Origin of the sequence: Acinetobacter sp. RIT698, from assembly GCF_009668065.1 — a bacterium.
Lineage (GTDB): Bacteria > Pseudomonadota > Gammaproteobacteria > Pseudomonadales > Moraxellaceae > Acinetobacter > Acinetobacter guillouiae.
The window spans coordinates 116175-141844 of sequence record NZ_WJYH01000005.1 but is presented as its reverse complement, the minus strand read 5'-3'; the positions used below and the strand labels follow the sequence as shown (position 1 = coordinate 141844).

Genomic DNA, 25670 nt, shown 5'->3' with positions numbered 1-25670 from the left:
ATTCATTGATGATGTCTTGCTTTAAACATAGGAAATTATCCATCAAAAAGCAATAAAAAAAGCCCACCGAAGTGAGCTTTGATTATCAAACTGAGATTAACTGACTTTTTTATCTTTTGAATGATATTTCAATTCAGATGAAGAGGCCGGTTGTGCAATTTGATCCGCAGTGTTGGCTTTTAGACCACCACCAAGGGTTTTATAAACTTCTACCTGATTGTTTAAGTTTGCTTGCTCTAATAGCAATAAACCTTGTTCAGCAGAGTAAGAAGTACGTTGAGCATCTAAAACAGTTAAGTAACTATCAATACCTGCACGGAAGCGGGCATTTGAAAGTTTATACGTAGTATTGGTTGCATCAACTAAACGTTTTTGAGCAGAAAGACGATCACCAATATTTTGGCGAGTCGCTAATGCATCATTGACTTCACGGAAAGCAGATTGAATTGATTTTTCATAGTCAGATAACGCAATTTGTTGATCTGTTTCTGAAATCTTAATGTTCGCTTTACGTGTGCCCCAATCCCATAACGGAATATCAAGACTAGGACCTAAAGACCAAACGAAAGCACCTGATTTAAATAAATCACTTAAATCAGTAGATGCATAACCTGCAGTACCTGTCAAGCTGATGGTTGGGAATAAGCGTGCTTTCGCAGCACCGATATTCGCACCAGCAGCAGAAAGTTGGTATTCAGCCGCTTTGACGTCTGGACGGTTGTTCAGCAAGTCACTTGGTAAACCAGAAGCGAACGCAGCATTTGAGGTAATACGCGTTACACGTTGTGTTGGCAATAAGTTGTCTGGAACTGATTGTCCAACAAGCAGATTTAGCAAGTTCTGAGCTTGTGCAATTTGAGTCTTATAATTGGCAACATCATTACGTGCGGTTTCAACAGAAATCTGAGCCTGACGAACAGGCACTTCACTGTCGATACCGACATCAAAACGTTTTTTGTTGAGGTTATAAGAGTCAAGCTGCGCTTTTAATGTTTGGTCAGCGAGCTTAAGTTGTGCGCTGGCAAAAGAGTAATTTAACCAAGCTTGTGCAACTTGACTAATTAAGCTGATTTGCGTTGCATCACGCGCACTTGCAGTCGATAAATAAGTATCAAGCGCATTGTCTTTTAAACTTTTTACCCGACCCCAGAAGTCTAACTCATAAGCAGTTACACCAAGACCCACATTATAACGTGTTTGAGCACCTACGCCTTGATCTTGACGTAACAGACCACCACTTGCACCAATCGTTGGTAGCTGATTGTTTTCAGTGATTTGATAGGCTTGTTGAGCACGTTGAATGTTCAATGTTGCTGTACGTAAATCACGGTTATTGGCTAAAGCAAGATCAAGCACTTGAAGTAAGCGTTGATCTGCAAAAAACTCTTTATAACCTTGTTCAGCAATAGATGTACCACCGTTATTTTGAATATAACCTGTTGGTATGTTCGCTTGAGCTACGGGTTCTGGGCCACGCATGCTTTGACAAGCTGTCAAAGCAAGCGCAAGTGCAGATACCGCAATGCTACGACCTGAAATAGACCATACTTTTTGCATCACGATTTATGCTCCTGAATATTTTGATTTTTAGGTTTGTACTTAAAGATACTACGAATCCATACGAAGAACACAGGAATAAAGAAGATACCTAAAAGTGTTGAGCTAATTACACCACCTAATACACCATAACCGACTGAGTGTTGGCTACCGGCACCAGCACCGCTTGATAAAGCAAGTGGTAATACACCGAAACCGAACGCTAAGGTTGTCATGATAATTGGACGTAAACGCATTTTTGCAGCATGCAATGTCGCTTCAAACAATTCTTCACCTTGTTCTTGCAACTCTTTTGCAAACTCTACAATCAAAATCGCATTTTTTGCAGACAAACCGATGACTGCAACGATCGCGACTTGGAAGTAGATGTTAAATGATAAGTTAGGATCACCTTTGATGACCATGCCCAACCAGGTTAAAGTAAATGCACCAATAACACCTAAAGGTACGACTAGCAATACTGAAACAGGGATCGACCAACTTTCATATAAAGCTGAAAGGCAAAGGAATACAATAAGCAAAGAAAGAATCAAAAGCGGAACAGTTTGACTACCAGATTCACGTTCTTCTAAAGACAGCCCCGTCCATTCATAGTCGAAACCTGTTAAGCCCATAGACGGTAACTTACCAATAATTTCTTCCATGGCAAGCATCGCATCTCCCGAACTTACGCCCGGTGCTGGAGTACCTTGAATGTTTGCAGAAGCTACACCGTTATAACGCTCAAGACGAGGTGAACCATAAGTCCATTGGCCTGTTGCAAATGCAGAGAATGGAACCATGGTGCCGCTATTGTTACGTACATACCATTTGTTTAAGTCTTCAGGCATCATACGAGCGTTTGATTCGCCTTGAACATAAACTTTTTTCACACGACCACGGTCAACGAAGTCATTGATATAAGAACCACCCCACGCCATGCTCATGGTCGAATTAATATCCGCAATACTGACTCCCATTGCACCAGCTTGCGCTTGATCAATGTTGATTTGATATTGAGGGGTATCTTCTTGACCATTTGGACGAACACCTGCAAGACGTTTGTCTTGAGAAGCCATACCTAAAATAGCATTACGTGCAGCAATGAGTTTATCGTGACCTTGACCACTGGCATCTTTTAATTGGATGTCAAACCCTGATGAAACACCTAATTCAGGCATTGCAGGTAATTGCAATGGCATGATGTATGATGCATCTTTTACAATCATATTCAGTGCCATACCGCGTTGAATAATGGCGCCAATTTGTGATTCAGGTGTGGTACGTTCACTCCAGTCTTTCAATTTAATAAAAGCTAAACCAGCATTTTGCCCGACACCTGTAAATGAGAAACCAGAAACTGTAAAAATAGTATCTACATGTGCTTTTTCCTTATTTAAGAAGTAATCGGTCATGGTTGTGATGACTTTATCTGTTCGTTCAAGGCTGGCACTTGGTGGTAGCTGAACCAACGTCATAACTACGCCTTGGTCTTCTTCTGGTAAGAAAGAAGAGGGGAGCATTTTGTATAGTCCAACTAAGGCAACAATCACAGCAATATAGATCGCACCAGAGAATATCTTATGATGGGTCATACGATTGACACCACCTTGGTATTTCTCTGCTACTTTTTCAAAACTGCGGTTAAACCAACGGAAGAAACGCGCAAAAATGTTATTGCTTGGTTCTTGATTTGGATCATGCTGTTTTAACAATGTTGCACAAAGAGCTGGGGTAAAAGTTAAAGCAACGATTAAAGACAAAACCATTGCTGTAACTAGCGTGATCGAGAACTGACGGTAAATTACCCCCGTAGTACCACCAAAGAATGCCATTGGCACAAATACAGCAGTCAATACGCTGGTAATACCGACCAAAGCACCTGAAATTTGTTTCATCGATTTTTCAGTGGCTTCAACTGGACCGGCATGTTCTTCTTGCATTACCCGTTCGACGTTCTCAACCACAACGATGGCATCATCGACCAATAGACCAATCGCCAGTACCATGGCGAACATGGTTAAGGTATTGATCGAGAAGCCAAAAATATTAATAACTGCAAATGTCCCAAGTACAACTACAGGAACTGCCATTGTTGGGATAATCGTTGCACGCCAGTTCTGTAAGAACAAGAACATCACGAAGAATACAAGAACGATTGCTTCAATTAACGTATGTACCACACTTTCAATTGAAAGCTTAATAAACGGTGTGGTGTCATAAGCAATTTTATCTTTTAAGCCTTCAGGGTAGTTTTTACGCAATTCAGTGAGGCGTTTTTCTACAGCAGCGGCTGTATCAAGTGCATTGGCACCTGTTGCCAATTTAATTGCTACACCGCCCGCAGGGTTACCATTAAATTTAGAATCGAATTGATAACTGTCTGAACCTAATTCTACGCGTGCAACATCACCCAAACGAACTTGAGCACCAGAAGACGTGTTTTTTAGGAAGATGTTTTTAAATTGTTCAGGTGTTTGCAACATGCTTTGCGCATTGACAGTCGCATTCAGGATTTGACCTTGTACAGCTGGAGCACCACCCAATTGACCTACAGCCACTTGTGAGTTTTGTGCACGAATGGCAGCAGCAATATCACTTGGTGTAACTTGCAAACTGGTCATTTTAGCTGGGTCTAGCCAGATACGCATTGCATATTGACCACCAAAGACTTGAATTTCACCTACGCCTGCAACACGACTCAGTGGTTCAGAAATATTTGAGTTTACATAGTCTTTAATGTCAGCGCCAGAAAGGCTGCCATCTGGCGAATAAAATGCAAGTACTTGCATAAAGCTCGCGCCAGATTTGGTCACTTTTACGCCTTGACGTTGTACATCTTCAGGTAAAAGTGCTGTCGCTGACTGTAATTTGTTCTGTACTTGAACCTGTGCAATGTCTGGATCAATACCTTGTTCAAAATTCAGGTTGATTGATGCCTGACCATTACCCGCACTGTTTGATGAGATATAACGTAAACCATCTAGACCATTCATTTGTTGTTCAATGATCTGAGTTACGGTGTTCTCAACAGTTTGTGCAGAAGCACCAGGATAAGTCGCAGCAATTGTCACTACAGGAGGAGCAATTGTTGGATACTGAGCAACAGGCATTTTTGTTAGCGTCAGAATACCCGCCAACATAATTACCAGTGCAATCACCCACGCAAAAATGGGGCGATGAATAAAAAATTGAGCCATATTCGTCTACCCCTTATGCATTTGAAGTAGCTTTTTGTTCACTGGATTTATTTTGTTGAACAGGTTGTGCTGCTGTACCTGGTTTAGCACCTGCTTGTGGTGCAGCCGCTTGAGGCTGATAAGGTTTAGCAACCACAGCTTGTTCTGGTTTTACTTTGGCAATACCATCAACAATCACTTTATCGCCAGTATTTAGGCCTTGAGTGACGATCCAATCTTTACCTTGAACACCTACAGTTGTTACAGGACGGCTTTCAACTACACCTTTTGCATTTACAAGCATTGCGATTGCTTGGCCAGTTGGTGTGCGTGTAATTGCTGCTTGTGGAACTAAGTAAGCATTTGGAATTACGCCTTGTACGATCTGCGCATTGGCAAACATACCCGGCAATAATAAATGATTAGGATTTGAGAAGACTGCACGTAAAGTCACAGAACCTGTGCTTGGATCTACACTAGCATCAGAAAATGCAAGGTTTCCTTCCACACCGTAGTAGCTACCATCTTCAAGTTTTAAACGAACTTTGGTGTTGTTGCTACGATCAATACTACCTTGGCTTAACTGTTGACGTAGACGTAATAACTCAGCACTTGATTGGCTGATGTCTACATAAATTGGGTCAAGTTGCTGAATCGTAACCAATGCATTGGCTTGGTTTGCAGTCACCAAAGCACCAGCAGTGACTGAAGAACGACCAGATTGACCTGAAATAGGTGAACGAACAGTCGAATAACCTAAGTCAATTTGCGCATTTTTAACAGCCGCATTTGATGCCGCAATATCTGCTTCAGCAAGTTTGATTTGTGCAAGCAAATCATCAAACTCTTGCTTAGAAACAGCATTGATGCCGACAAGTTGACGATAACGATTTGCTTTAACCTGCAAGGCATTTAAGTTTGCTTGCTGACGTACTAAAGCTGCTTTTGCACTGTCTAAGTTTGCACGATTGATGCTCGAGTCAATCTCATAAAGAGGTTGACCTTCACGAACAAAACTACCTTCAGTAAACAAACGTTTTAAAATTACGCCATTTGTTTGTGGGCGAACATCAGAGATTTGATACGCTGAAGTACGACCAGAAAGTTCAACACTTTGTTCTACGCTTTGTGGCTGAGCAACAATGACACCAACTTCAGTCGGCGGCATTTTTTGGGCAGCACCACCAGCTTGTTGTGCTGATTTAGGATCTTTGCTGCAGCCTACAAGTGCAATACTTGTTGCGAGAGCACAAGCAGTAAGGGCAGGAGCCCAAAGCTTTGCCGACATCATTATTCCACCTCGTTTAGATTCTTATCTAAAAATAATTTGTTCTGTCTTAACGTTTCTCGTGACAGTATGAGCCATAAAATTGCAGCCCATATGACACCTATACCCCATCCAGTGAGTACATCAGTTGGGAAATGTGCCCCTAGATAAATTCTAGAGCCCCCCATGCTTAGAAACCATAAAAAGCCCCCCAAGCTAATCCATTTAACTTGGCGATGCTTTTGAAATATAAACATAATCGAACAGCATACAATCGCTGCATAAATACTGTGAGCACTAGGAAATGAAGCACCATAGGTTTGCACCATTTGGTAGATTTCATCGGGTCTAGGACGATTGACCAGATATTTGAGTATCCAACCAATTGCCGCAGCACCGAGCAGTCCAATACTAATCATCAGCACATTTGCATATTGTTTTAGACGTATGAAATATAAATTACATAGCCCTGCAATCACGATCATTGACGGTAAGCCGCCCAGATAGGATAGGGTGAGTGCTAGACCATTTAAGACCTCTAAACGGTGTGAACTCATCCATACAACGCTTGAAAAATCAAACTGTTGTATCTGGTTAATGTTTAAACCAACACTCCCAATAAGTAAACCTATACAGCCAATAAGGAGCAATACGTAAGGCATAAGTTAACCTAGAGTATATAAATTGCGTACGTTAAGTTTATTTAATCAACCGAAGTGTACTAGCCAGTACACTTTTTTTCAAGTGAGTAAATTTAGGTAATTTATACTAATTTCTTTTTGTGAAATATTTAACAATTTGCACAAAAAATAACAAAAATCCTAGTGATTTAGTTTGCTTTGTGAGTTTGCCTCATCTTCAAGTTGTAAGGGTTGTTTTGGCGGCCAAAAGAAATCTAGCGGACGGGTAGAAAAATGGGTAAATATAAGTTTTGCCAATGGTTTCCATTGTGAAAAACGAACTTGTCTTGCTCTGAGTGCCACAATAATGGTGAGCGTGAAGCTGACAAATAAGTTGGTCAAACCAATACACAACACCCCAAGGAAAGACACTATGATGAGGCCAATATCAGGTGAACCATTGATGGTCATTAAGCCTTGAATAAAGTTGGCAGCAGCAAATGCAATATGGCGGATATCTAAAGGTAAACCTAAGATAAAACCAATGGTTCCCATACTTCCAAGCATGATCCCAAAGATAAAATTACCCGCTAAAGCGCCTAAGTTTCGCTCTATATAATCTGCAAATTTGTCCAGTCTGGCTTGTCCCATCATTTTTTTCAATTTTATGTGGGCTTTTAAGCGGGGACCGACTTTTCGATAGACTGACATATTGTCAAAATATCCAGCGATTAATCCTGATAAAAATAAACAAACACCGGCAATTGCTGCATGAGGAATTGCCAATGAAGTAAATGGATTTAGACTGGCGAGTAAGGTTGTGGCTTTAGCATGCGTCAAAAGTGGTTCATGCATTGACAGCTGCCATAGATAGGTAATTAATGCGGCAGTAGGAATCGCAATCGAAATATTTCCTAGAATTGCAATAAACTGGGTCCGAATAATATTAATAATCAGTCCGGCAAGTTCAGCAATTTGCGCTGTTTTTGAACCTTTTTGGTGCTGAACTGTTGATGCAAGTGCGGCCGCTGTCATAGCCGGTTGTTTGGTTGCTACAGTAAAGTGCAAAACATGGATCAGGATAAAACCCAATGAATAATTCATACTGTAGAGAAAAGCATGCAAAAAGGGTGCAAGGACTAAACGTGCAGTCAGTATTTTCAGGGTTGCCATGGTTGCAATAATCGCACCTGCACCTGCAGCTGCTTTATACATGCCAAAGAAACCTTTCTTATCGGTACTTACATAATGTTCGCCTGTCTTACTGGCATTTTCAGTGACTTGTAGTGCGATTAACTCACTGTTGGTTTTAAGTAAATCACGCACACTGGTTTCACTATAGTGTGCATTGACTAAGTCCGTGAGCAATTCACCGCAGAGCTGATAACGAATCTGATCATCTTCGACCAGAAGATTGAGTAAGAGTTCAATTCGATCAATACATTGTTCTAGTAGCGAGAGTAAATAAGTCAGGCTTAAGCTCACACCAATCCGTTTAATTGCTCGACGGATTTTCTGTACCACATCACGACATTGTTCAATCATGACCAATGCTTGGTCTGCATCGGGAGGAATGCCCACAGCAAACTCATCTTCATCGCGATGTTGCTTTTTATATGCTTCTATAAACTCAACAATTTCACGGTTTTGAACTAAAAATGGCGATTCATATTCTTGAAGCTCAGGGTAGGCATTGATAAATTCAGGATATAAGCCAATACCACTGATTCGATAGGAAAGCACCGTAATGGCTTTGACAATATCGCGTTTAATTCCCAATTTATCGTTTTTATAACGATGACCTTGATTGAGTAATCGGAACAATTGTTCCCATTTCTTTTCACTGATATTTTCCAGCCAATATTTATCACTACGCTGGTGAAACACTTTGCCAACCAAATCTTTGAGATCTGATTCGTCTGTTAATAAAGGTAGAAAATGTGCACCAATCCGTTGCCCAAGCTGATTCCAAAAGCCGTCTAAAGATAAAATCCCACTATCTGCATACAATCCTGCTTGTTTATAGTGATTGACCAGCTTGAGTAAATAACCTTGAAATGCAGAAGATGCATTGGGCGTAGTGAGCAGTGCTTGAATTAAAGCATCAAATTTATTTTGACTTTCTTCTAAATTGTGGCTGTCACTGGGTCTGATACGATTGATTAACTCAATTAATATATCAGGATTGGGAACAACTTTTATGCCATCGAGTTGTTCCTGCATAAGGAGGAAAAGATCATTAAATTGTATATGCATAAGCCTTGTTAAATTTTATTGAATTCGATGTAAGGCAAGTTGCGCTAAATTATACAATGCCTGGCGATACTCAGATTCAGGTAAATGATTCAAAGCTTGAATCGCAGCTTGAGTTTCTTCTGTGGCACGGCGACTACAATAATCTAAAGCACCTGAGCTCTGAACAATTTCAATCACACGATCTAAATCGCTTGTTCCACCAGTTGCGATACTTTTACGGATAATTTCGTGCTCTTCACCCTGAGTATTTGCTAAGGCAGAGATTAAAGGTAAAGTGGGTTTACCTTCCATTAAATCATCACCAATATTTTTACCTAATGTTTCAGCATCAGAGGTATAGTCTAAAATATCATCAATGATTTGAAAGGCATTGCCAAAATGACCTGCAAATAAACGTAATGGTTCACGATACTCAGGTTTCCCTGCAATGATGGCAGCACCTTCAGTTGCAAGTTCAAATAAACGAGAAGTTTTACCGTGAATAATATCTAAATAAGTTTGTTCAGTCGTTTCGGGTTGATGCTGTGCTTGAAGCTGTAACACTTCACCTTCGGCAATTTCACAAGTGCCAGTCGAAAAGTCTTTGAGCAAGATCATATTGTCGAGATCAACCAGAAGATCAAAAGCTCGAGAAATCAGAAAATCACCCACCAACACAGCAGTTTGGTTGTTCCAAGTTGCGTTTGCAGTTGGACGGCCACGACGTAAACCAGATTCATCTACAACATCATCATGTACCAATGTTGCGGTATGCAGCATTTCAATGATTGCTGCCAGTTTGCGATAAGGGTCCATCTGTAGATCTGTTGCACCACATGCTTTCGCTGCAAGTAGGCACATGATTGGACGCATGCGTTTACCGCCAGCTTCAACAACATGTTTACTGACGGCCATCACTAAAGCAACTTTTGAGGTAATCCCTTCATTAATAAACTTGTCCATTGCAGCAAAGTCGGTTGCAACTGGAGCGAGAATATCTTGCTTAAAGTCGATGGTCATCGGGTGGGAGCCTCATGCAAATGCGTTATAAGTTGCTAGTGTAACAATTAACATGTCTGAATGTTGCTTTTGCAAGCAGACATCGTGCCTGAATCTTAATGATTTGTTCTTTCTTTGTCCAAAGATGAATAAAGCATTGAACATTCAATCGATCATTCTTTTGAGCTACATAGTAGCGGATTTGTTTTAAAAATCTATTTCAATTTTAGCTGTATCTTAAAAAAAAATTCATATTATCAAAGGGGAAATCTTAAAAAAACCGTTTTATGTAGATTATTTTCTATACAATGATAATATTTGCTGGAAATGACTTGTTGTTTAATTCATTATCACTTAAAATCTTTGCCCTTGAATAACCCCCAGTGGCGTTCGTCTTAAGATCGATATATTCCTTTATCGGCACGACGACACGGGTAAGTTGGAGTACATTATGTACGCAGTAATCCAAAGCGGTGGTAAACAGCACCGTGTTGTTGAGGGTGAAACCCTTAAAGTAGAATTGTTGAAAGCTGAAACTGGCGCGACTATTACATTTGATGATGTATTAATGGTTGTGAATGGCGAAAGCATTCAAATCGGTGCTCCAGTTGTAGCTGGCGCAAAAGTAACTGCAGAAGTGGTTGGTCACGGTCGTCATGACAAAATTCGTATTGTTAAAATGCGTCGTCGTAAGCACTACCGTAAACAACAAGGTCACCGTCAATGGTTTACCGAGTTGAAAATTACTACGATCGCAGGTTAATCACTAGGAGTATATAGACATGGCAACTAAAAAAGCCGGTGGTTCGACCAAAAACGGTCGTGATTCGAATCCTAAAATGTTAGGTGTTAAAATGTACGGTGGTCAAGCTGTGACTGCTGGTAACATTATCGTTCGTCAACGTGGTACAGAATTCCACGCTGGTACAAATGTTGGTATGGGTCGTGACCATACTTTATTTGCTACTGCTGACGGCGTAATCAAATTTGAAGTGAAAGGTCAATTTGGCCGTCGCTATGTATCTGTTGAAGCGTAAGCTTTAATAGTGCAAAAAAGCCCGCTTTATTGCGGGTTTTTTTATCACTTTTTTTTATTATTAAAGAAAAACCCATCTTCATCATGATGAATAATTTTCAACATATTGCACCAATAACAATACAAAACTTCTTATTTTCTCAATTATTACTGACTCAATTTGGTTTAAGATAAGCAATCTAATAAATTACATTCTGTGCCAAATATTATTTGAATATTTTAATTGAGGTACAGACATAGAAAAGGTGAACATATGAATATGCTTCGTAAAACGATGGGTGCAGTGGCTATAAGTGCAGCGCTGTTTGCACCTGTAATGAGCACAACAGTTTTTGCAGCAACTGCTGCTTCGGAGCAACAAGCAACTGCCAATCTGGTTAAACAACTCAGTGGTGTAAAAAGCTTCACTGCAAATTTTGAGCAAACCACAAAAGCGACTCAAACAGGTAAAGTTGCACAGAAAAAGGGTTTGGCCGCTCAGCATATGAATCAAACCTTTAAAGGTACAATGAAGGTTGAACGTCCTGGTAAATTCTATTGGGAAACCACTACACCCGCAAAACAGACTATTGTGACCGCAGGTCGTACAGTGTGGATTTACGATCCTGACTTACAGCAGGCTGTACGCCAAAGTTTAGATGAGCAGGTTGCCAATACACCAGCATTACTCCTCAGTGGTAATACAGAACAAATTCAAAAGGCTTATCGTATTACTCAGCCAAATGCAGGTAAAACTTACTATACCTTGTATCCAAAACAAAAAGATGGTGCTTTCCAAAGTTTGACGATCAGTTTTGGGGCGAAAAATGCACCGACTTTAATGATCTTGCAAGATTCTTTAGGTCAAACAACCACTGTGCGTTTTAACAATGTACAGGTCAATGCCGCTATCCCTGCGTCTACCTTTAATTTTGTGCCGCCTAAAGGCACAGACATTATTGATCAATAAACGACTTTGATTGAATAGAAGAGCAACCGTAAGGTTGCTTTTTTATGCCGATTAAACAGAACACAGCAATAGACTCAGTCATGTTGATCAGGCGAAGGATGGATGTCTTTCAAGGAATACGGTAGCTTTCAATACAAGAGTATTCTATGCTCAAACAAGGGCTTGAATATAAAAACTGAGATGCTGTATGTATCGCAAAACACAATTGAAACTCAAACATTACCCAAAGATGACTGCGCAAAAGTCATTTTTGAATGTTTTGAGACAAAAGTTAATCAGCATGATTGGGCGATTTTTAAGACGGCATCGTCGTGATAAAGAAGTCAATCTTTATCACAAAAAGCTTTACCAGCCAGTTGAAGAAATTATCACAACCACCTTAAAAATATCAGGAATTATCCCACCACATTTAAATGGTTTATTGTTAAGAATTGGCTCAAATCCGATTGGAGTAGAAAAGCCTACATTATTTGAGTGGTATCTTGGTCATGGAATGATTCACGCGCTTAAATTACAAGCGGGTAAAGCAATCTGCTTTAAAAGCAGTATGCTGGCCACAGATACGGTGCAGCAATATAAACAACAACCAGCAATAGGCGGCTTTCGCCGTGGTGCACATGATGTTGTAAATACCAATATTTTTAAGCATGCGGGAAAGCTTTGGGCGGTGATTGAAGCTGGCGCGTTTCCGATCTGCCTAGATGATGAGTTAAATGCAGAACGTTATCAGTTGTTTAATAGTGATGCTGATTTACCGTTTACCGCACATCCTCGTAAAGATATTAAAACAGGGCATTTACATGCGATTAGTTATGATGCCTTAGATCGTAAAAATGCCTATTACCAAGTGATTGATCAACATGGCGATTTAATTCATGTAACGCAAATTTTATTACAACATGGTCCCATGATTCATGATTGTCTCATTACACAACAAGAAGTTTTGGTTTTTGATTTTCCACTTACTTTTTCAATGACTCGATTATTGCGTGGCGCAAGTGTTCCCTATCAATGGAATAAACAACATCCAGCACGCATTGGGATATTGCCTAAATATGCAAATGCTGAACAGATTCAGTGGATTGAGCTTGAACCATGTTTTGTTTTTCATGCAGCAAATGCTTTTCGTGATCATGAAAATAGAATTATTTTAGATGTTTTGGTACATCAGGATGATTTTGAACATTCCCAACACGCAGCTTATGAATTGCAACATGCACAGCTAGAACGTTGGCGTATTGATTTAAGCTCACAAACGCTACATAGAGCTGTACTCGACTCTCGGATTCAAGAGTTTCCGAAAATTGATGCGCGTTTTACTGGGGTCCCATATCGCTATTTATATACTTTGGGTTTTGCTGAAACTGCATTGTTCAATTGTTTATATATTCATGATTTAGAAATGCAAACATCTGTGAGTTATGATTTTGGTATACAGTGGGCAATTGGTGAAGTCACTTTTGTGGCTGAGCATGAACACAGTGCAGAAGGGCATGGTTATTTGATGGCCTATTTGCATCATGTGGAGGGAGCAGCAGCCAAAGCTGTTATTTTAAAAGTAAATGGATTGGAAATTCAGCCACAAGCTGAAATTGATTTAGGCATACATATACCACTGGGGTTTCATTGTAATTGGGTTGAGACCCATACAAATGTAGATTTCAATCAAAATGACAAAGTTGGCGCTAATTTGAATAAAAGAGTTAGCACATCGGGATAAACAACAAAATTTCAATAATTAACAATTATGAATATTAATTTAAAGGTTCTGGTTTTATGATAGGGCTATTACTAAATATGCTTTAAAGATATAGAAATGAAAGTAAATTTTAAAAGTGGTCTGATTTTTTTATCTCTTTTATCCAGTATGCTCATGTTTAGCGCATGCCAAGAAAAGCCAGCACCTCAAGCAGAACAAGCTGCAAGTACGACTCAACACGCGCAAATACCGCTGATTCAAGCCAAGGTTGAACGCGTCAATGTGGTAAAAAAACAGTTTTGTGATGAAGATGGTTGTACGCAATATGATTTGCAAACTGTTAAAAGTAATGTGCCTTGGCTAGATGAGTATTTTCTAAATCGTATTAAAAAAGATGTACCTGGCGCATTTGAGAAAGATCAAAATCATGCCCAAACTGAAAGTGAAGCACAATCTTCACCTAAAGGTTTAAATCAAAATTCAATTTATGTTCGTTTTATTTCACAACAAAATAATTTAGCCACTTTTGTGATCCAGACTTATACCTATGCAGCAGGTGCAGCTCATGGGATGTATCACAATGAATATGTGACATTCGATTTAAGCACGCAAAAGCGCTTAGCCTTGACCGATATTCTTAAACCAAACGTGGAAGCAAAAGTTGCTGAACAGCTTTATGATGCCAATGCGAATTGGTTGATTCAAAAAGATATTACGCGTGATAAATTGCAGTTAAGTGATAACTACTATTATGGTGTAAATGGTCTGGTTTTTGTTTATCCATTATATGAACTTACGTCTTATGCAGAAGGTATGCCTGAGTTAAAGCTGCCGTATCAAGTGGCAAAAGATTTGATTAAAGCTGAGTATTTACCAAGTCTACCTCAAGTCGAAGCGACTGTAGAAAAACCTGTTACACCTTAATTGTCTTCAAATCATACAATTCATGTATGTCTAATGCTCTGTCACTGTATTTTTTACAGTGAAGAGCTTACACTATAGTCAGTTTTTTTCTTACCCTTTAGATTGACTATGATCGACCCGAAATTAATCAGAAATAATATCGAGGCTGTAAACTTAGCCTTAGCCAAACGTGGTGTACAACTCAACGTTGAAGAATGGGCATCACTAGAAGCTCGCCGTAAAGAAATTCAGTCTAGAACTGAAAACTTACAGGCAGAGCGTAATTCGGGTGCGAAACAAGTTGGTCAAATCAAAAAATCTGGTGGCGATGCTTCAGAAATCATGGCACGTATGGGTGCGATTGGTGATGAAATTAAAGCTGCTGAAGTTGAATTGAATGAACTTCAAGCTGAATTAGAAGCAAAACTACTCTCGATCCCAAACATGCCACATGAGTCTGTGCCAGAAGGGAAAGATGAAAGTGATAATGTTGAAGTATTAAAATGGGGCACACCGCGCCAATTTGATTTCGAAATCAAAGACCATACTGACCTTGGCGAAATGATGGGTGGGTTGGAGTTTGAAACGGCAACCAAGTTAACGGGTACACGTTTCAGTGTATTGAAAGGTCCATTGGCGCGTTTACAACGTGCATTGACCCAATTTATGCTGGATACCCATACCTTGAAAAATGGTTATACCGAAGCTTATGTACCTTATCTTGTCAATGCAGACTCATTGCGTGGTACAGGTCAACTGCCTAAATTTGAAGAAGATTTGTTTAAATTACAAGGCGAAAAAGAATACTATTTGATTCCAACTGCAGAAGTTCCAGTGACGAACTTTGTCCGTAATGAAATCATCGATGCTGACCGTTTACCGTTGAAATATGCTGCGCATACGCCATGTTTCCGTAGTGAGGCAGGTTCTTATGGTCGCGACACTCGTGGTTTAATCCGTCAACACCAATTCGACAAAGTTGAAATGGTTCAAATCGTAAAGCCTGAAGATTCAATGGACGCTTTGGAAGCATTGACAGGTCATGCGGAAGGGATCTTACAAGCTTTGGGTTTACCATATCGTAAAATCGTTTTATGTGGTGGCGATATGGGCTTTGGTGCGTGTAAAACTTATGATTTAGAAGTTTGGGTACCAAGCCAAGATACATATCGTGAGATTTCTTCTTGTTCAAATATGGGCGATTTCCAAGCACGCCGTATGATGGCGCGTTATCGTGCAGACCAAAAGAAAACTGAGCTGGTACATACCTTAAATGGTTCTGGTTTGGCTGTCGGTCGTACTTTATTGGCTGTGATGGAGAATTATCAGCGTGCCGATGGCTCTATTGAAGTGCCAGAAGTGTTACGCCCGTACATGGCTGGTGCAACATTTATCGACTAAATGTCGAAAACTCGATATTTGGTTCAGTTTTGTGCATAAATATTGCTTAGTACAATCAGATTTGAACTTTTGAGGAACACTGTGGAAATTTTCCCAATTTCATTAAAACTACAAGGGCAACCTTGTCTGATTGTGGGTGGTGGGCATATTGCTTATCGCAAAGCAGTATTACTTGCAAAAGCAGGTGCAGTGATTCATGTGGTTGCACCAGATATAGAGCAAAACCTTTTAGATATTGTCCATTCAACTCATGGGCAATATCATGCCGATAAATTTGATCCTCAAATGAGCTTAAGTAGCTATCGTTTGGTGATTGCTGCAACCAATGATAAAGCTGTCAATCAAGCTGTTTTTGAAGCTTGTGAAGATTTAAATGTGTTGGTCAACAGTGTTGATGATCCTCCACATTGTCGCTTTATGGTGCCGGCGATCATTGATCGTTCACCAATGGTGGTTTCAATTGCCACCAATGGTGCTTCTCCTGTTTTATCTCGCCAGATTCGTACCCAGCTTGAAGCGTCTATTCCACATGGAATGGGTAAACTTGCTGATTTTTCTGGGAAATGGCGTAAAGCAGTTAAAGAACAGATTGCTAATCCTGATGAACGTCGAATCTTTTGGGAAGATTTATATGCCAGCCCTTTAAAAGAGCAGGTGTTTAATGACAATCTCATAGAGGCGGATCGTCTAATTGAACAAGCTTTAACAAAATGGCAAAAACCAAAAGGTGAAGTTTATTTGGTGGGTGCAGGGCCAGGTGATCCTGAGCTATTAACCTTAAAAGCACTTAGATTGATGCAGCAAGCGGATGTGGTGATTTATGATCGCTTAGTGTCCCCCGCGATTTTAGAATTGTGTCGTCGTGATGCTGAAAAAATCTATGTGGGTAAAGCACGTTCAAATCATTCTGTGCCACAAGATGGGATTAATGCATTACTGGTCAAATATGCCACTGAAGGCAAACGTGTCTGCCGTCTAAAAGGTGGTGATCCATTTATTTTTGGTCGCGGTGGTGAAGAAATTCAAGAGCTTTTTGCAGCCAATATTACGTTCCAAGTTGTTCCGGGCATTACCGCCGCATCAGGGTGTTCAGCTTATGCTGGGATTCCGCTTACACATCGTGATTATGCACAAAGCGTTCGTTTTTTGACGGGACATTTAAAAGAAGGTTCACCTGAGTTACCTTGGAATGAGTTGGTTTATGAAAATCAGACATTGGTTTTATATATGGGCTTGGTGGGACTAGAAAAAATTTGTGAAAACCTAATATCACATGGTCAACGTCCAAATATGCCAGTGGCTTTGATCTCCAAAGGGACAACCCCGGATCAAAAGGTGGTGGTTGGAACTTTGGCAGATATTGCATCAAAAGTTGAAGAAAACCATATTCAAGCACCTACTTTGACCATTATTGGTGAAGTAGTGAGTTTACGCGAACAGTTACAGTGGCAATAATATCTGCCTAAATTTTTCTTTAAAAACAGACATGGTCTTTTTTGAAGGACTTAGGTTGTATTCTGATAAGTAGAGATCTCCCGTGATTCATGTTGTTTTATACGAGCCTGAAATTCCTGCAAATACAGGGAATATCATTCGTTTATGTGCCAATACAGGTGCACAATTACATTTAGTCAAGCCTTTAGGTTTTGAACTGGATGATAAGAAGTTGCGTCGTGCAGGATTGGATTATCATGAATGGGCACATATGAAAGTTTGGGAAAACTTTGCTGAGTGTTTGGCTCATTTAAAAGGTCAGGGAATTGATCTTGATGCGATTTATCCTTTAACCACCAAAGGTACTGAAACACCACATACCTCAGATTTAAACAGACCTGTGGCTTTATTGATGGGGCCAGAAACACGTGGTTTACCAGAAGATGTCCGTATGATGTTCCCTCAGGCGCATTGGATTCGTTTACCTATGGCACCGAATTCACGTAGTCTGAATTTATCGAATGCCACCGCAGTGATTCTATATGAAGCATGGCGTCAGCAAGGGTTTAAAGAATTAAAATAAAAATCACAACCCATCGTATAGATGGGTTTTTATTCATATTCATTTATGATTGCCTTTTTGGGCGGATCAATGAAATTTGACTTGAATAAACGATTTCATCCGATTGGGATTTGCCTTTGAAATCCCTAATCCGAATATTTATTTTAATTTTTTGTCCTTTCTTCGCTGTGTAGTGAATGTCTGAGATGATCTTATCTTCTAACACCGTTCCTAAATAGTGTTGACAGCCTGTATCAGCTCGATGAGAAACCTGTGCTTTTTTTACAAGGCCTTTAAAAGAGATAAGATGGATATGACCCTTGTGTGAGAGTCCATCACTTCTAGCAACAGCTAAGGTCTCTATAGTCATATTCTCTAAAAGCTTCACCACCAAATCACAAGAGTTTTCATAAGAAGCAAACGCTTGATGGCTGTATAGGGTTAGGATAAAGAGGAATGGTATTTTCATTATTTTTTCCCATTTAACATGTTTTATTTATAAGATGTTATGTGTATTGCATCAGGTAAAATTTTTAGTTGAGTGTACATTGTATTTATAGCATTGGAATTGATGATTCATGCAAAGGTAATGACTCTTTGCTGCTTAAATTGTATCAAAGTGTCTTTGTGCAAAGGATCACAGCATGTATTGGATTGATTTCATAGTAGACTGATTAATTATTTATCTGGTCCTAAATAGGTCACCGTTTCAGATTTTGGTATACCTTTATAATCTGTGATTAAGATATTCAGTTTAATTTTTTGTCCTTTTTTAAATTCAGAGCGATTTGGGAAATCTCTTAAATTTTCTTCTAAGACTTTGCCGATATAGTGTTGACAACCACTATCTGCTCGGCCAGCGGCTTGCGCTTTTTTTACAACACCTTTTATGTTGAGTGTTGTTTCCTCAATTTCACCTAAGCCATCTTTATTGATATATAGCGTACGTGTAGACGTGTTTTCTAAAAGTTTAACCTCTAAATCACAAGAGTTTTCATAGGACGCAAACGCACTATGGCTGGATATTGTCAGCAGAAAGAGCAGTGTAATTTTCATTATTTTTTTCCCTTTGCTATGTTTTATTAAAATGATGCTGAGTTTATATCATGCTTACAACATCGCAAGCTGAGTATAAGTCATATTTAGAGTGTTGAGGTTTAGGCTTCCTGCAACAGTGCTGGCTCATTTTTTGCTTGAATTGCATCAAATTGTTTTTGAGCACGAATGATATGTTGCACATTGCCTTCAGCCCAGAGCTTAAATGATAAAGCGGTTTGTGCAAACTCAAAGCCTAGAGAGGTTAATGCATATTCAACACGAATCACATTGTTTTCATGAATTGTACGGGTGATAAATCCATCTCTTTCCAGAATTTTTAATTTCTGAGAAAGCACTTTAGGTGAGATCCCTGTTAAGTTTTTTTTCAGTTCATTGAAGTGCTGAGAATCTTGATGAAGTCGATAAATAATCATCAAAACCCACTTATCTGCAAATTTTTCAAAAAAAGATCGTGCCGGGCAATTTGGATGAAAAATATTAAAATTGAATGTATTAGTCATCAATCTATACCTCAATTTGGAAAGTTATAACCAAGAAATGACCAGTTACCATGTAGTAACTAATTGATACTAGATTTCAAAAGTATATCATAAATTAATCAGGTCAATACAACTTCTGCTGATTGATAGCGTTGATCGACCGTTTTATATTTATGAGCGTGGTTTTAATGAAAATAACAGATGCGGTCGTTTTTATTACGGGTGCAAATCGTGGTCTAGGTTTAGCGCTTGCCCAGCAAGCGATACAACGTGGCGCCAAGAAAGTTTATGCAGGAATGCGTAATCTTCAAGATTTTAATCAACAGGGTATTATTCCGATTGTTGTAGATGTTACAGATCCCGTATCTATTCAAAAAGCTGTTGCAGAATGTGGTGATGTCAATCTATTAATCAACAATGCAGGTATTGCACGCTTAAATGAAAGTCCTGTAGACGCAAATATTGCAGCAGTGACACGGACGGTTTTAGACACCAATCTTTATGGTGTGATCAATACGACTCAGCAATTCTCTCCAATTTTAGCAAGCCATGCGGAAAGTTATATCGTCAATATTTTATCGGATGTGTCTTGGGAACCCAGTACGATGCTAGCCAGTTATGCGATTTCTAAAGCGGCAGCATGGTCATTTACCAATTCAACTCGGCAATCGTTAGCTAAAGCCAATGTTCATGTGATGGGGGTACATGTCGGTTTTATCGACACAGATTTAACCCAGTCACTCGATATTGCCAAAATTTCACCACATACAGTGGCGCAACACGTATTTGATGGAATTCAACAAAATGCCTTTGAAGTGTTGGTTGGGGAATCTACCCAACAACTCAAACAAGGTCTAACTGCAACCCCTCCAAGTTATATCAAACATTAATATACCTATCATCTAGATCAGAGGACTTATCATGTCAAAAATCGCTGTTGTTTATCATTCAGGTTATGGCCATACCAAAGTCATTGCAGAAACTTTTGCTAATGAAATTCAGGCAACGCTCATCGAAGTGGATCAAGAGGGCAATATTCAAGATCAGGATTGGGACACTTTAGATGCCGCAGATGCAATCGTATTTGGTGCGCCAACTTACATGGGCGGTGTACCTTGGCAATTTAAAAAATTTGCAGATGCATCTTCTAAGCGTTGGTTTACTCGTGCATGGGCAGACAAGGTTTTCGGTGGTTTTACCAACAGTGCAAGTTTAAATGGTGATAAGCAAGTCACATTAATTTCTTTACATACCTTGGCTTCACAACATGGTGGTATTTGGGTCAGTCTTGGTTTGGCACCATCAAACACCAAAAGCGCTACACGTCAGGATGTGAACAGCTTAGGTGGTTCTGTCGGCTTATTGGTTCAATCACCTGCTGATGCCAGTACAGATGAGATTCCAAGCGGTGATTTAGAGACTGCAAAACAATATGCAAAACGAATCAAAGCGATTACGGAAAAATTTATTGCAGCATAATTACACCTGATATGACTAAAATAAGAAAGGCGCATAAAGCGCCTTTCTTATTTGATTACATATGCAATAATCAATTATTCATGTTCATTATGTTGTGGCGCAGGGTAGCGGAAACCACGAGTTTTATAGGCTAAATAGGCAACACCTAATACAGCCCATGCAAGCCCGAGTTTTAATGCCATTTCATCAATTTCTAACCACATCAAGAACACGCTGGCAAAACCAAGAGATGGAATCACCACATAATTGATGATTTCTTTCAGTGATTTTGTTCTGCCATCGCGTAAGGCGTAACGTGAAATCACGGAGAAATTCACAAAACTAAAGGCAGTTAAAGCACCAAAGCTAATTAAGTTGACAATATGTTCAAGGTCAAGAAAACCTGCTGATAACGCAACAACACCGACAATCAAAATATTATAAGTCGGGGTATGTAATTTTGGACTAATATGACCAAAAATCTTTTTGTTAATGACGCCATCACGACCCATTACATACATCAAACGGGATACCCCAGCGTGTGCAGAAATACCAGAAGCCAGTACAGCAATGACCGCAAAATACAATACTAACTTTTTAAATGCGATGCCTGTAATTGCCGTTAGAATGGTTGCATTGCCAAGTGCTTCAAGCATCACAGGTTGAGATTCATCCAGCGGATTAAAGTAAAGATTGGCATTACTTGGGAAAAATAGCTGAATAAAATAGGTACTAAAAATAAAGATAATACCCGCGATCAACGCTGTAGAGAAAATTGCTTTTGGTAAGGTTTTTTCAGCATCTTTGGTTTCTTCTGCAAGGGATGATAACGCATCAAACCCTGTGAAAGAGAAACAAAGAATCGTTGCACCACCGATTAACGCACCAATTGCAGTCATTTCACTCCAGAATGGAGCAAGTGACCATAATTCAGCTTTATCTGGGTTTAAGGTGCCATCTGCGTAAATACCCTGAGTTAACAGTAAGTAAACTTCATAAACAAAGTAGAAGATGATCGCAAGTTGCACCACTACAATGGTACTGTTAAATCGAGCAACAAAACGTGAACCAAACAAGTTGATCACAGTCATAATTGCCGTCAGTGCAATGACCCAGATCCAGTTATTCACATCTGGGAATAAGGCTCTTAAGTAAATATCAGCCAAAATGATGTTGACGAGTGGAGATAATAAATAATCTAACCAAGAAGACCAGCCAACCATAAAGCCGACATTCGGGTGAATCGATTTTTGCGCATAGGTATAAGCAGACCCTGACGAAGGGTAGCGCTTGATCATATGACCATAACTGATAGAGGTCAGGAGAATGGCAACAAGCGCAAAAATATAAGAAGTTGGAACATGTCCATGGCTTCCGTCGGACACTAAACCAAAGGTATCAAATAAGGTAAGTGGCTGAATATACGCTAGACCAATAATGATAATATGCCACAGCACAAGATTTTTTTTCAGTTTTGCTGTGGATTGAGTCCCAGAGATATCTGTCAACGGCGTTATCCTCTTAATCGTTGATCAAGGATCAGTCATATTTATAAGGATCGTTTGAGACGAACGATCCCCCCTAAGAATAAAACAAAAGTGCGCCAATCTACTCTAAAAGGTCACATTTGTCAGTAACTTTGTTGGCTTTTTTAGCAGAAAACGTGCCATCTTGATCAAAAAATAAGTGACTGCCCATTCTGCAAGATAAAAGCCCGATGTTTAGATAAACATCAGGCTATTTACTATCGGGGGCTGTCAACATTTCATCTGTAGACTACATCACTGCAAACATAGACTTAGTGCCAATAGCTCCCTCTATATTGTCGCAATTTTAGACAATTACCAAGCTTTTTCTAAGATTGACTTTAAATCTTTAAAGGTTGCTTCTTTCGGATTGAAAATAATTGAGCCGTCATTAAGTGCTTTTTCGGCAACTTCATCCAGCTGTGCTTGAGTAACTTTACCTGTTTCACTCAAGGTACGTGGAAGCTTAGTCAAATGATAGACACGATCACGCATGGTATTTAACGTCTCTATGGCCTTATCTGCACGCTGGTTTGCAGGGGTCTGTGCGTAAATATCAGCACCAGCAAGTGGCAATAATAGATCGGCAATCTTGTCACCATTCACTTCCTTGTTGTATTCCAAAACATAAGGAAGAAAGAGATTCATACATAAGCCATGAGGCAAATGCGCTACTGCACCTAAAGCATGACCAAGAGAATGTACAATACCAACCATCGAGTTAGAAAATGCAATACCAGCCATTGTTGAGGCTTGAGCAAGTTCTAAGCGACCTGTTGCATCACTAGGATGGTCCAGTACATCAAATAAACTTGTACTGATCTTTTTGATGGCAGCAGTTGCATACGCATCGGAAATTGGATTTGCTGCGATACAGGTATAGGCTTCTACAGCATGTGTCATGGCATCCATCGCTGTCATTGCTGTCAGATGTGGTGGCAATGTTTGGGTCATACGCGGATCGAGAATCGCCGCATGTGGCATTAGGTAATTTGAGGCAAATGCCATTTTCACATTTTTTTGATTGTCTGATACGACCGCAGCCAAGGTCACTTCTGAGCCTGTACCAGACGTGGTAGGAATCACAAAAAATGGTTTAAGTGGGCGAGGGAGGTTGTGTGCACCTGAATACTTAAGTAAATCATCGCCACCCTCAGAGACTAAAATATTGGCTGTTTTAGAGGTATCAATAACCGAGCCACCACCCACAGCAATAATCGCATCACAGTTATTTTCACGATACGCTTGTGCTGCAGCACGAACTGTTTCAAGGCTTGAATCAGGTGGAACATCATCGAAAATAATGCCAATTTCAATATCAGTAGATTCAAATGCAGCTTCAATAGGTGCTAAAAGGTGATTGGCACGCACACCTTTATCGGTGATGATCATTGGGCGTTTAGCGCCTAATGATGCAAGTTCGAAAGGAATATGTTCGAGTGCAGCATGACCAGCGATCACTTTTACAGGACAGAAAAATTCGTAATATGGTTTAGCCATGTGTTAAGCACTCCCTTTTAAATATGATTGGGCAACTTTAAGATAGATATTTGCAGCGCCCGCTAATTTTTCTTTTAAGCTTAATTCTGATGGATATTCTTTTACCGCGAGTTCAGCAACCAGTTTAGGTAAAATTAATGCTTCCATTTTATTCAGACAACGCACTAAACGGATGGCGTGTGCCACATCTCCATCTGCGATCATACGGTCATTTGCAAAAGCTTGAGCTGTACTTTCCTGAAATGAAAAGACTAAAAAAGCATGATGAACATGTTTGAAAATAATCGATAGATCAGGTTTAGCGTCTAAAGATTTAACCAATTCAAGTTGCTTGTTTTGATTGACTCTGGCAATAAATGAAGCGCCGTTTGGAAAAACTTTCATTGATAATGTAAAACCAACAGGGAGTACAGATACTTCATGTTTAATTTCATCATCAACTTGACTCGCCATGACCAAACCTCTGCCAATCACATCCATCATGAGTTTGACATAGGCTTGTTCTAAAGCGGGTTTGATAGATTTACTTGAAATCACTCGTTAGTCCCTTATATAAAATTGTACTTTTGTTTTAGAGTAATTACTCTAATTTGTTTTCAGATAAAAATAAAGCGATTTATTTGTGAATGACTTCATGGTCATTTGATTTTTTGTCGATGACTTCAATATCATTAAAGTAACCACTCTGTTGAAAATACTCAATCACATCTTTTGATAGTTGCTCGTAATCAGGGTGGTTTTTAATCAAATCGCTGACACGGACCATTTCTAAACCTGCATAACCACATGGGTTAATGGTATGGAAGCCATCTAAGTTACAATCAATATTTAATGCTAACCCGTGATAACTACGTCCTCTGCGGATTTTAAAGCCCAGTGAACCAATTTTACGTTCGTTGACATAAACACCTGGTGCATCAGCTTTGGCATAGGCATCGACATCATATTTCTTGAGCAGATTGATCATTAAGTTCTCTGCATAAGTGACCAATGTACGCACATTCCATTTCAAGCGATTTAAATCAAACATGAAATAAATCACCATTTGACCAGGACCATGCCAGGTAACTTGTCCACCACGATCTGATTGAACAACAGGGATATCACTGTGCATTAAAATATGTTCAGGTTTGCCGGCTTGCCCCTGAGTTAGTACGTCAGGATGTTGCAAGATCCAAAGTTGATCTGGAGAATTTTCATCACGTTGTTCAGTAAAAGATTTCATTTCCTGAAAACGCTCGGCATAAGGCGTTAAGTCTTGATATTGACGAATAATCAGATGTGGTTTTAGAACAGCATCGTTCACAGACAAGTGCCCTTAAAATATAGAAATCGCTTTAATTATAAAGAAATTTAGTTTGGAAAAGTGAAAGCAATTGCTGATCATTTGCAAATAAGCCAGCAGGGCATATTCCCCCGATAAAATCAGGGTGCAAAAAAACACGCCATTGTGGCGTGTTTTTAATTCATTTCAGCATTACAAGGCAGTACGAATATGTTCGCAAGCAGCAAGGTCAGCATACAAGGCATGCACTTGCTCAAGCTCTTCAAAACGTAATTGAGCCGTAATCGAATGATATTTACCAGTACGTGATGGTTGTACAACAAGTGTCGCTTCATTAAATTCAGGGAAATGTTTTACCAAAATTTCAACTACAGCACCACGTAATTCTTCACCCGCATTACCAATCAATTTAATTGGGTAATCCATTGGAAAAACCCAAAGATCTTCTTGTAATTCGCGAGATGGAGTGCGGTCTAACATTTTTTCACCTCTAATTTATCAACAATGCCTGCATAAGTGCAGGCATTGTGTTTCTCTTAAATA

General features: G+C 39.6%; 24 protein-coding genes. 10 read left to right on the top strand and 14 right to left on the bottom strand.

Translation table 11 applies throughout. The features are described 5' to 3' along the window. Positions 1 to 96: 96 nt before the first annotated feature. From adeK to sdsA, 6 genes are all read right to left on the bottom strand, one after another. Complete coding sequence (gene adeK / locus GJV03_RS03990) at positions 97 to 1557, bottom strand: multidrug efflux RND transporter AdeIJK outer membrane channel subunit AdeK (protein WP_004722574.1); 1461 nt, start codon at positions 1555 to 1557, stop codon at positions 97 to 99. Next, positions 1557 to 4736: an efflux RND transporter permease subunit gene (locus tag GJV03_RS03985; RefSeq protein WP_004722571.1), complete on the bottom strand. Its 3180-nt coding sequence runs from the start codon at positions 4734 to 4736 to the stop codon at positions 1557 to 1559. Before GJV03_RS03985 ends, adeK begins: the two co-directional genes overlap by 1 nt. 13 nt (positions 4737 to 4749) lie before the next feature. Beyond that, complete coding sequence (locus GJV03_RS03980; protein ID WP_035371662.1) at positions 4750 to 6006, bottom strand: efflux RND transporter periplasmic adaptor subunit; 1257 nt, start codon at positions 6004 to 6006, stop codon at positions 4750 to 4752. After that, positions 6006 to 6644 (bottom strand): phosphatase PAP2 family protein, encoded by a 639-nt coding sequence (locus tag GJV03_RS03975; RefSeq protein WP_004722566.1) that lies wholly within the window; start codon positions 6642 to 6644, stop codon positions 6006 to 6008. Before GJV03_RS03975 ends, GJV03_RS03980 begins: the two co-directional genes overlap by 1 nt. 159 nt (positions 6645 to 6803) lie before the next feature. Beyond that, on the bottom strand, positions 6804 to 8858 hold the full coding sequence (locus GJV03_RS03970) for a site-specific recombinase (RefSeq protein WP_171501831.1): 2055 nt from the start codon (positions 8856 to 8858) through the stop codon (positions 6804 to 6806). A 15-nt stretch (positions 8859 to 8873) separates the two neighbouring features. Next, positions 8874 to 9857: an All-trans-nonaprenyl-diphosphate synthase gene (sdsA, locus tag GJV03_RS03965; protein ID WP_056514413.1), complete on the bottom strand. Its 984-nt coding sequence runs from the start codon at positions 9855 to 9857 to the stop codon at positions 8874 to 8876. 430 nt (positions 9858 to 10287) lie between these two features. Between sdsA and rplU the strand changes: the two genes are divergently transcribed. From rplU to GJV03_RS03925, 8 genes are all read left to right on the top strand, one after another. After that, on the top strand, positions 10288 to 10599 hold the full coding sequence (gene rplU / locus GJV03_RS03960; protein WP_004722561.1) for a 50S ribosomal protein L21: 312 nt from the start codon (positions 10288 to 10290) through the stop codon (positions 10597 to 10599). A 19-nt stretch (positions 10600 to 10618) separates the two neighbouring features. After that, positions 10619 to 10873, top strand: coding sequence for a 50S ribosomal protein L27 (gene rpmA / locus GJV03_RS03955; RefSeq protein WP_004722560.1), 255 nt, complete (start codon positions 10619 to 10621; stop codon positions 10871 to 10873). 252 nt (positions 10874 to 11125) lie between these two features. Beyond that, complete coding sequence (gene lolA / locus GJV03_RS03950) at positions 11126 to 11821, top strand: outer membrane lipoprotein chaperone LolA (RefSeq protein ID WP_154129504.1); 696 nt, start codon at positions 11126 to 11128, stop codon at positions 11819 to 11821. A 187-nt stretch (positions 11822 to 12008) separates the two neighbouring features. After that, the gene (locus GJV03_RS03945; RefSeq protein ID WP_154129503.1) at positions 12009 to 13541 is read left to right on the top strand and encodes a carotenoid oxygenase family protein; all 1533 of its coding nucleotides are present in this window, start codon (positions 12009 to 12011) and stop codon (positions 13539 to 13541) included. 96 nt (positions 13542 to 13637) lie between these two features. Then, positions 13638 to 14444 (top strand): RsiV family protein, encoded by an 807-nt coding sequence (locus GJV03_RS03940; protein WP_154129502.1) that lies wholly within the window; start codon positions 13638 to 13640, stop codon positions 14442 to 14444. Between the two features lie 108 nt (positions 14445 to 14552). Further along, positions 14553 to 15824: a serine--tRNA ligase gene (serS, locus tag GJV03_RS03935; protein ID WP_004722550.1), complete on the top strand. Its 1272-nt coding sequence runs from the start codon at positions 14553 to 14555 to the stop codon at positions 15822 to 15824. Positions 15825 to 15905: 81 nt separating this feature from the next. Next, the gene (gene cysG / locus GJV03_RS03930) at positions 15906 to 17279 is read left to right on the top strand and encodes a siroheme synthase CysG (RefSeq protein WP_354666830.1); all 1374 of its coding nucleotides are present in this window, start codon (positions 15906 to 15908) and stop codon (positions 17277 to 17279) included. A gap of 82 nt (positions 17280 to 17361) precedes the next feature. Then, positions 17362 to 17841, top strand: a complete 480-nt coding sequence (locus GJV03_RS03925; protein ID WP_262782832.1) for a tRNA (cytidine(34)-2'-O)-methyltransferase — start codon at positions 17362 to 17364, stop codon at positions 17839 to 17841. 43 nt (positions 17842 to 17884) lie between these two features. Here the strand turns inward: GJV03_RS03925 and GJV03_RS03920 are convergent, their stop codons facing one another. The 3 genes from GJV03_RS03920 to GJV03_RS03910 form a co-directional block, all read right to left on the bottom strand. Further along, positions 17885 to 18289: a hypothetical protein gene (locus GJV03_RS03920; protein WP_154129500.1), complete on the bottom strand. Its 405-nt coding sequence runs from the start codon at positions 18287 to 18289 to the stop codon at positions 17885 to 17887. A 209-nt stretch (positions 18290 to 18498) separates the two neighbouring features. Then, positions 18499 to 18876 (bottom strand): hypothetical protein, encoded by a 378-nt coding sequence (locus tag GJV03_RS03915; protein ID WP_154129499.1) that lies wholly within the window; start codon positions 18874 to 18876, stop codon positions 18499 to 18501. A 101-nt stretch (positions 18877 to 18977) separates the two neighbouring features. Then, positions 18978 to 19379, bottom strand: a complete 402-nt coding sequence (locus GJV03_RS03910; protein ID WP_154129498.1) for a helix-turn-helix domain-containing protein — start codon at positions 19377 to 19379, stop codon at positions 18978 to 18980. A 167-nt stretch (positions 19380 to 19546) separates the two neighbouring features. On the opposite strand from GJV03_RS03910, the gene GJV03_RS03905 reads away from it, so the two are divergent. Beyond that, positions 19547 to 20248 (top strand): SDR family NAD(P)-dependent oxidoreductase, encoded by a 702-nt coding sequence (locus GJV03_RS03905; protein ID WP_154129497.1) that lies wholly within the window; start codon positions 19547 to 19549, stop codon positions 20246 to 20248. Between the two features lie 31 nt (positions 20249 to 20279). Beyond that, a complete protein-coding gene (locus GJV03_RS03900) occupies positions 20280 to 20837 on the top strand; it encodes a flavodoxin family protein (RefSeq protein ID WP_034615631.1) in 558 nt (185 codons plus the stop codon). A gap of 74 nt (positions 20838 to 20911) precedes the next feature. Here the strand turns inward: GJV03_RS03900 and GJV03_RS03895 are convergent, their stop codons facing one another. From GJV03_RS03895 to GJV03_RS03875, 5 genes are all read right to left on the bottom strand, one after another. Continuing rightward, the gene (locus GJV03_RS03895; protein ID WP_004722537.1) at positions 20912 to 22324 is read right to left on the bottom strand and encodes an APC family permease; all 1413 of its coding nucleotides are present in this window, start codon (positions 22322 to 22324) and stop codon (positions 20912 to 20914) included. Positions 22325 to 22657: 333 nt separating this feature from the next. Beyond that, positions 22658 to 23842 (bottom strand): iron-containing alcohol dehydrogenase, encoded by a 1185-nt coding sequence (locus GJV03_RS03890; protein WP_004722536.1) that lies wholly within the window; start codon positions 23840 to 23842, stop codon positions 22658 to 22660. Between the two features lie 3 nt (positions 23843 to 23845). After that, entirely contained in the window at positions 23846 to 24379 is a 534-nt protein-coding gene (locus GJV03_RS03885) for a hypothetical protein (RefSeq protein WP_004722534.1), read from the bottom strand. A gap of 79 nt (positions 24380 to 24458) precedes the next feature. Further along, positions 24459 to 25148 carry a lipoyl(octanoyl) transferase LipB gene (lipB, locus tag GJV03_RS03880; protein ID WP_105713103.1) on the bottom strand — a complete coding sequence of 230 codons (690 nt, stop codon included), beginning with the start codon at positions 25146 to 25148 and terminating at the stop codon, positions 24459 to 24461. 171 nt (positions 25149 to 25319) lie between these two features. Further along, positions 25320 to 25607, bottom strand: a complete 288-nt coding sequence (locus tag GJV03_RS03875) for a DUF493 domain-containing protein (protein WP_004722529.1) — start codon at positions 25605 to 25607, stop codon at positions 25320 to 25322. Positions 25608 to 25670: the final 63 nt, after the last annotated feature.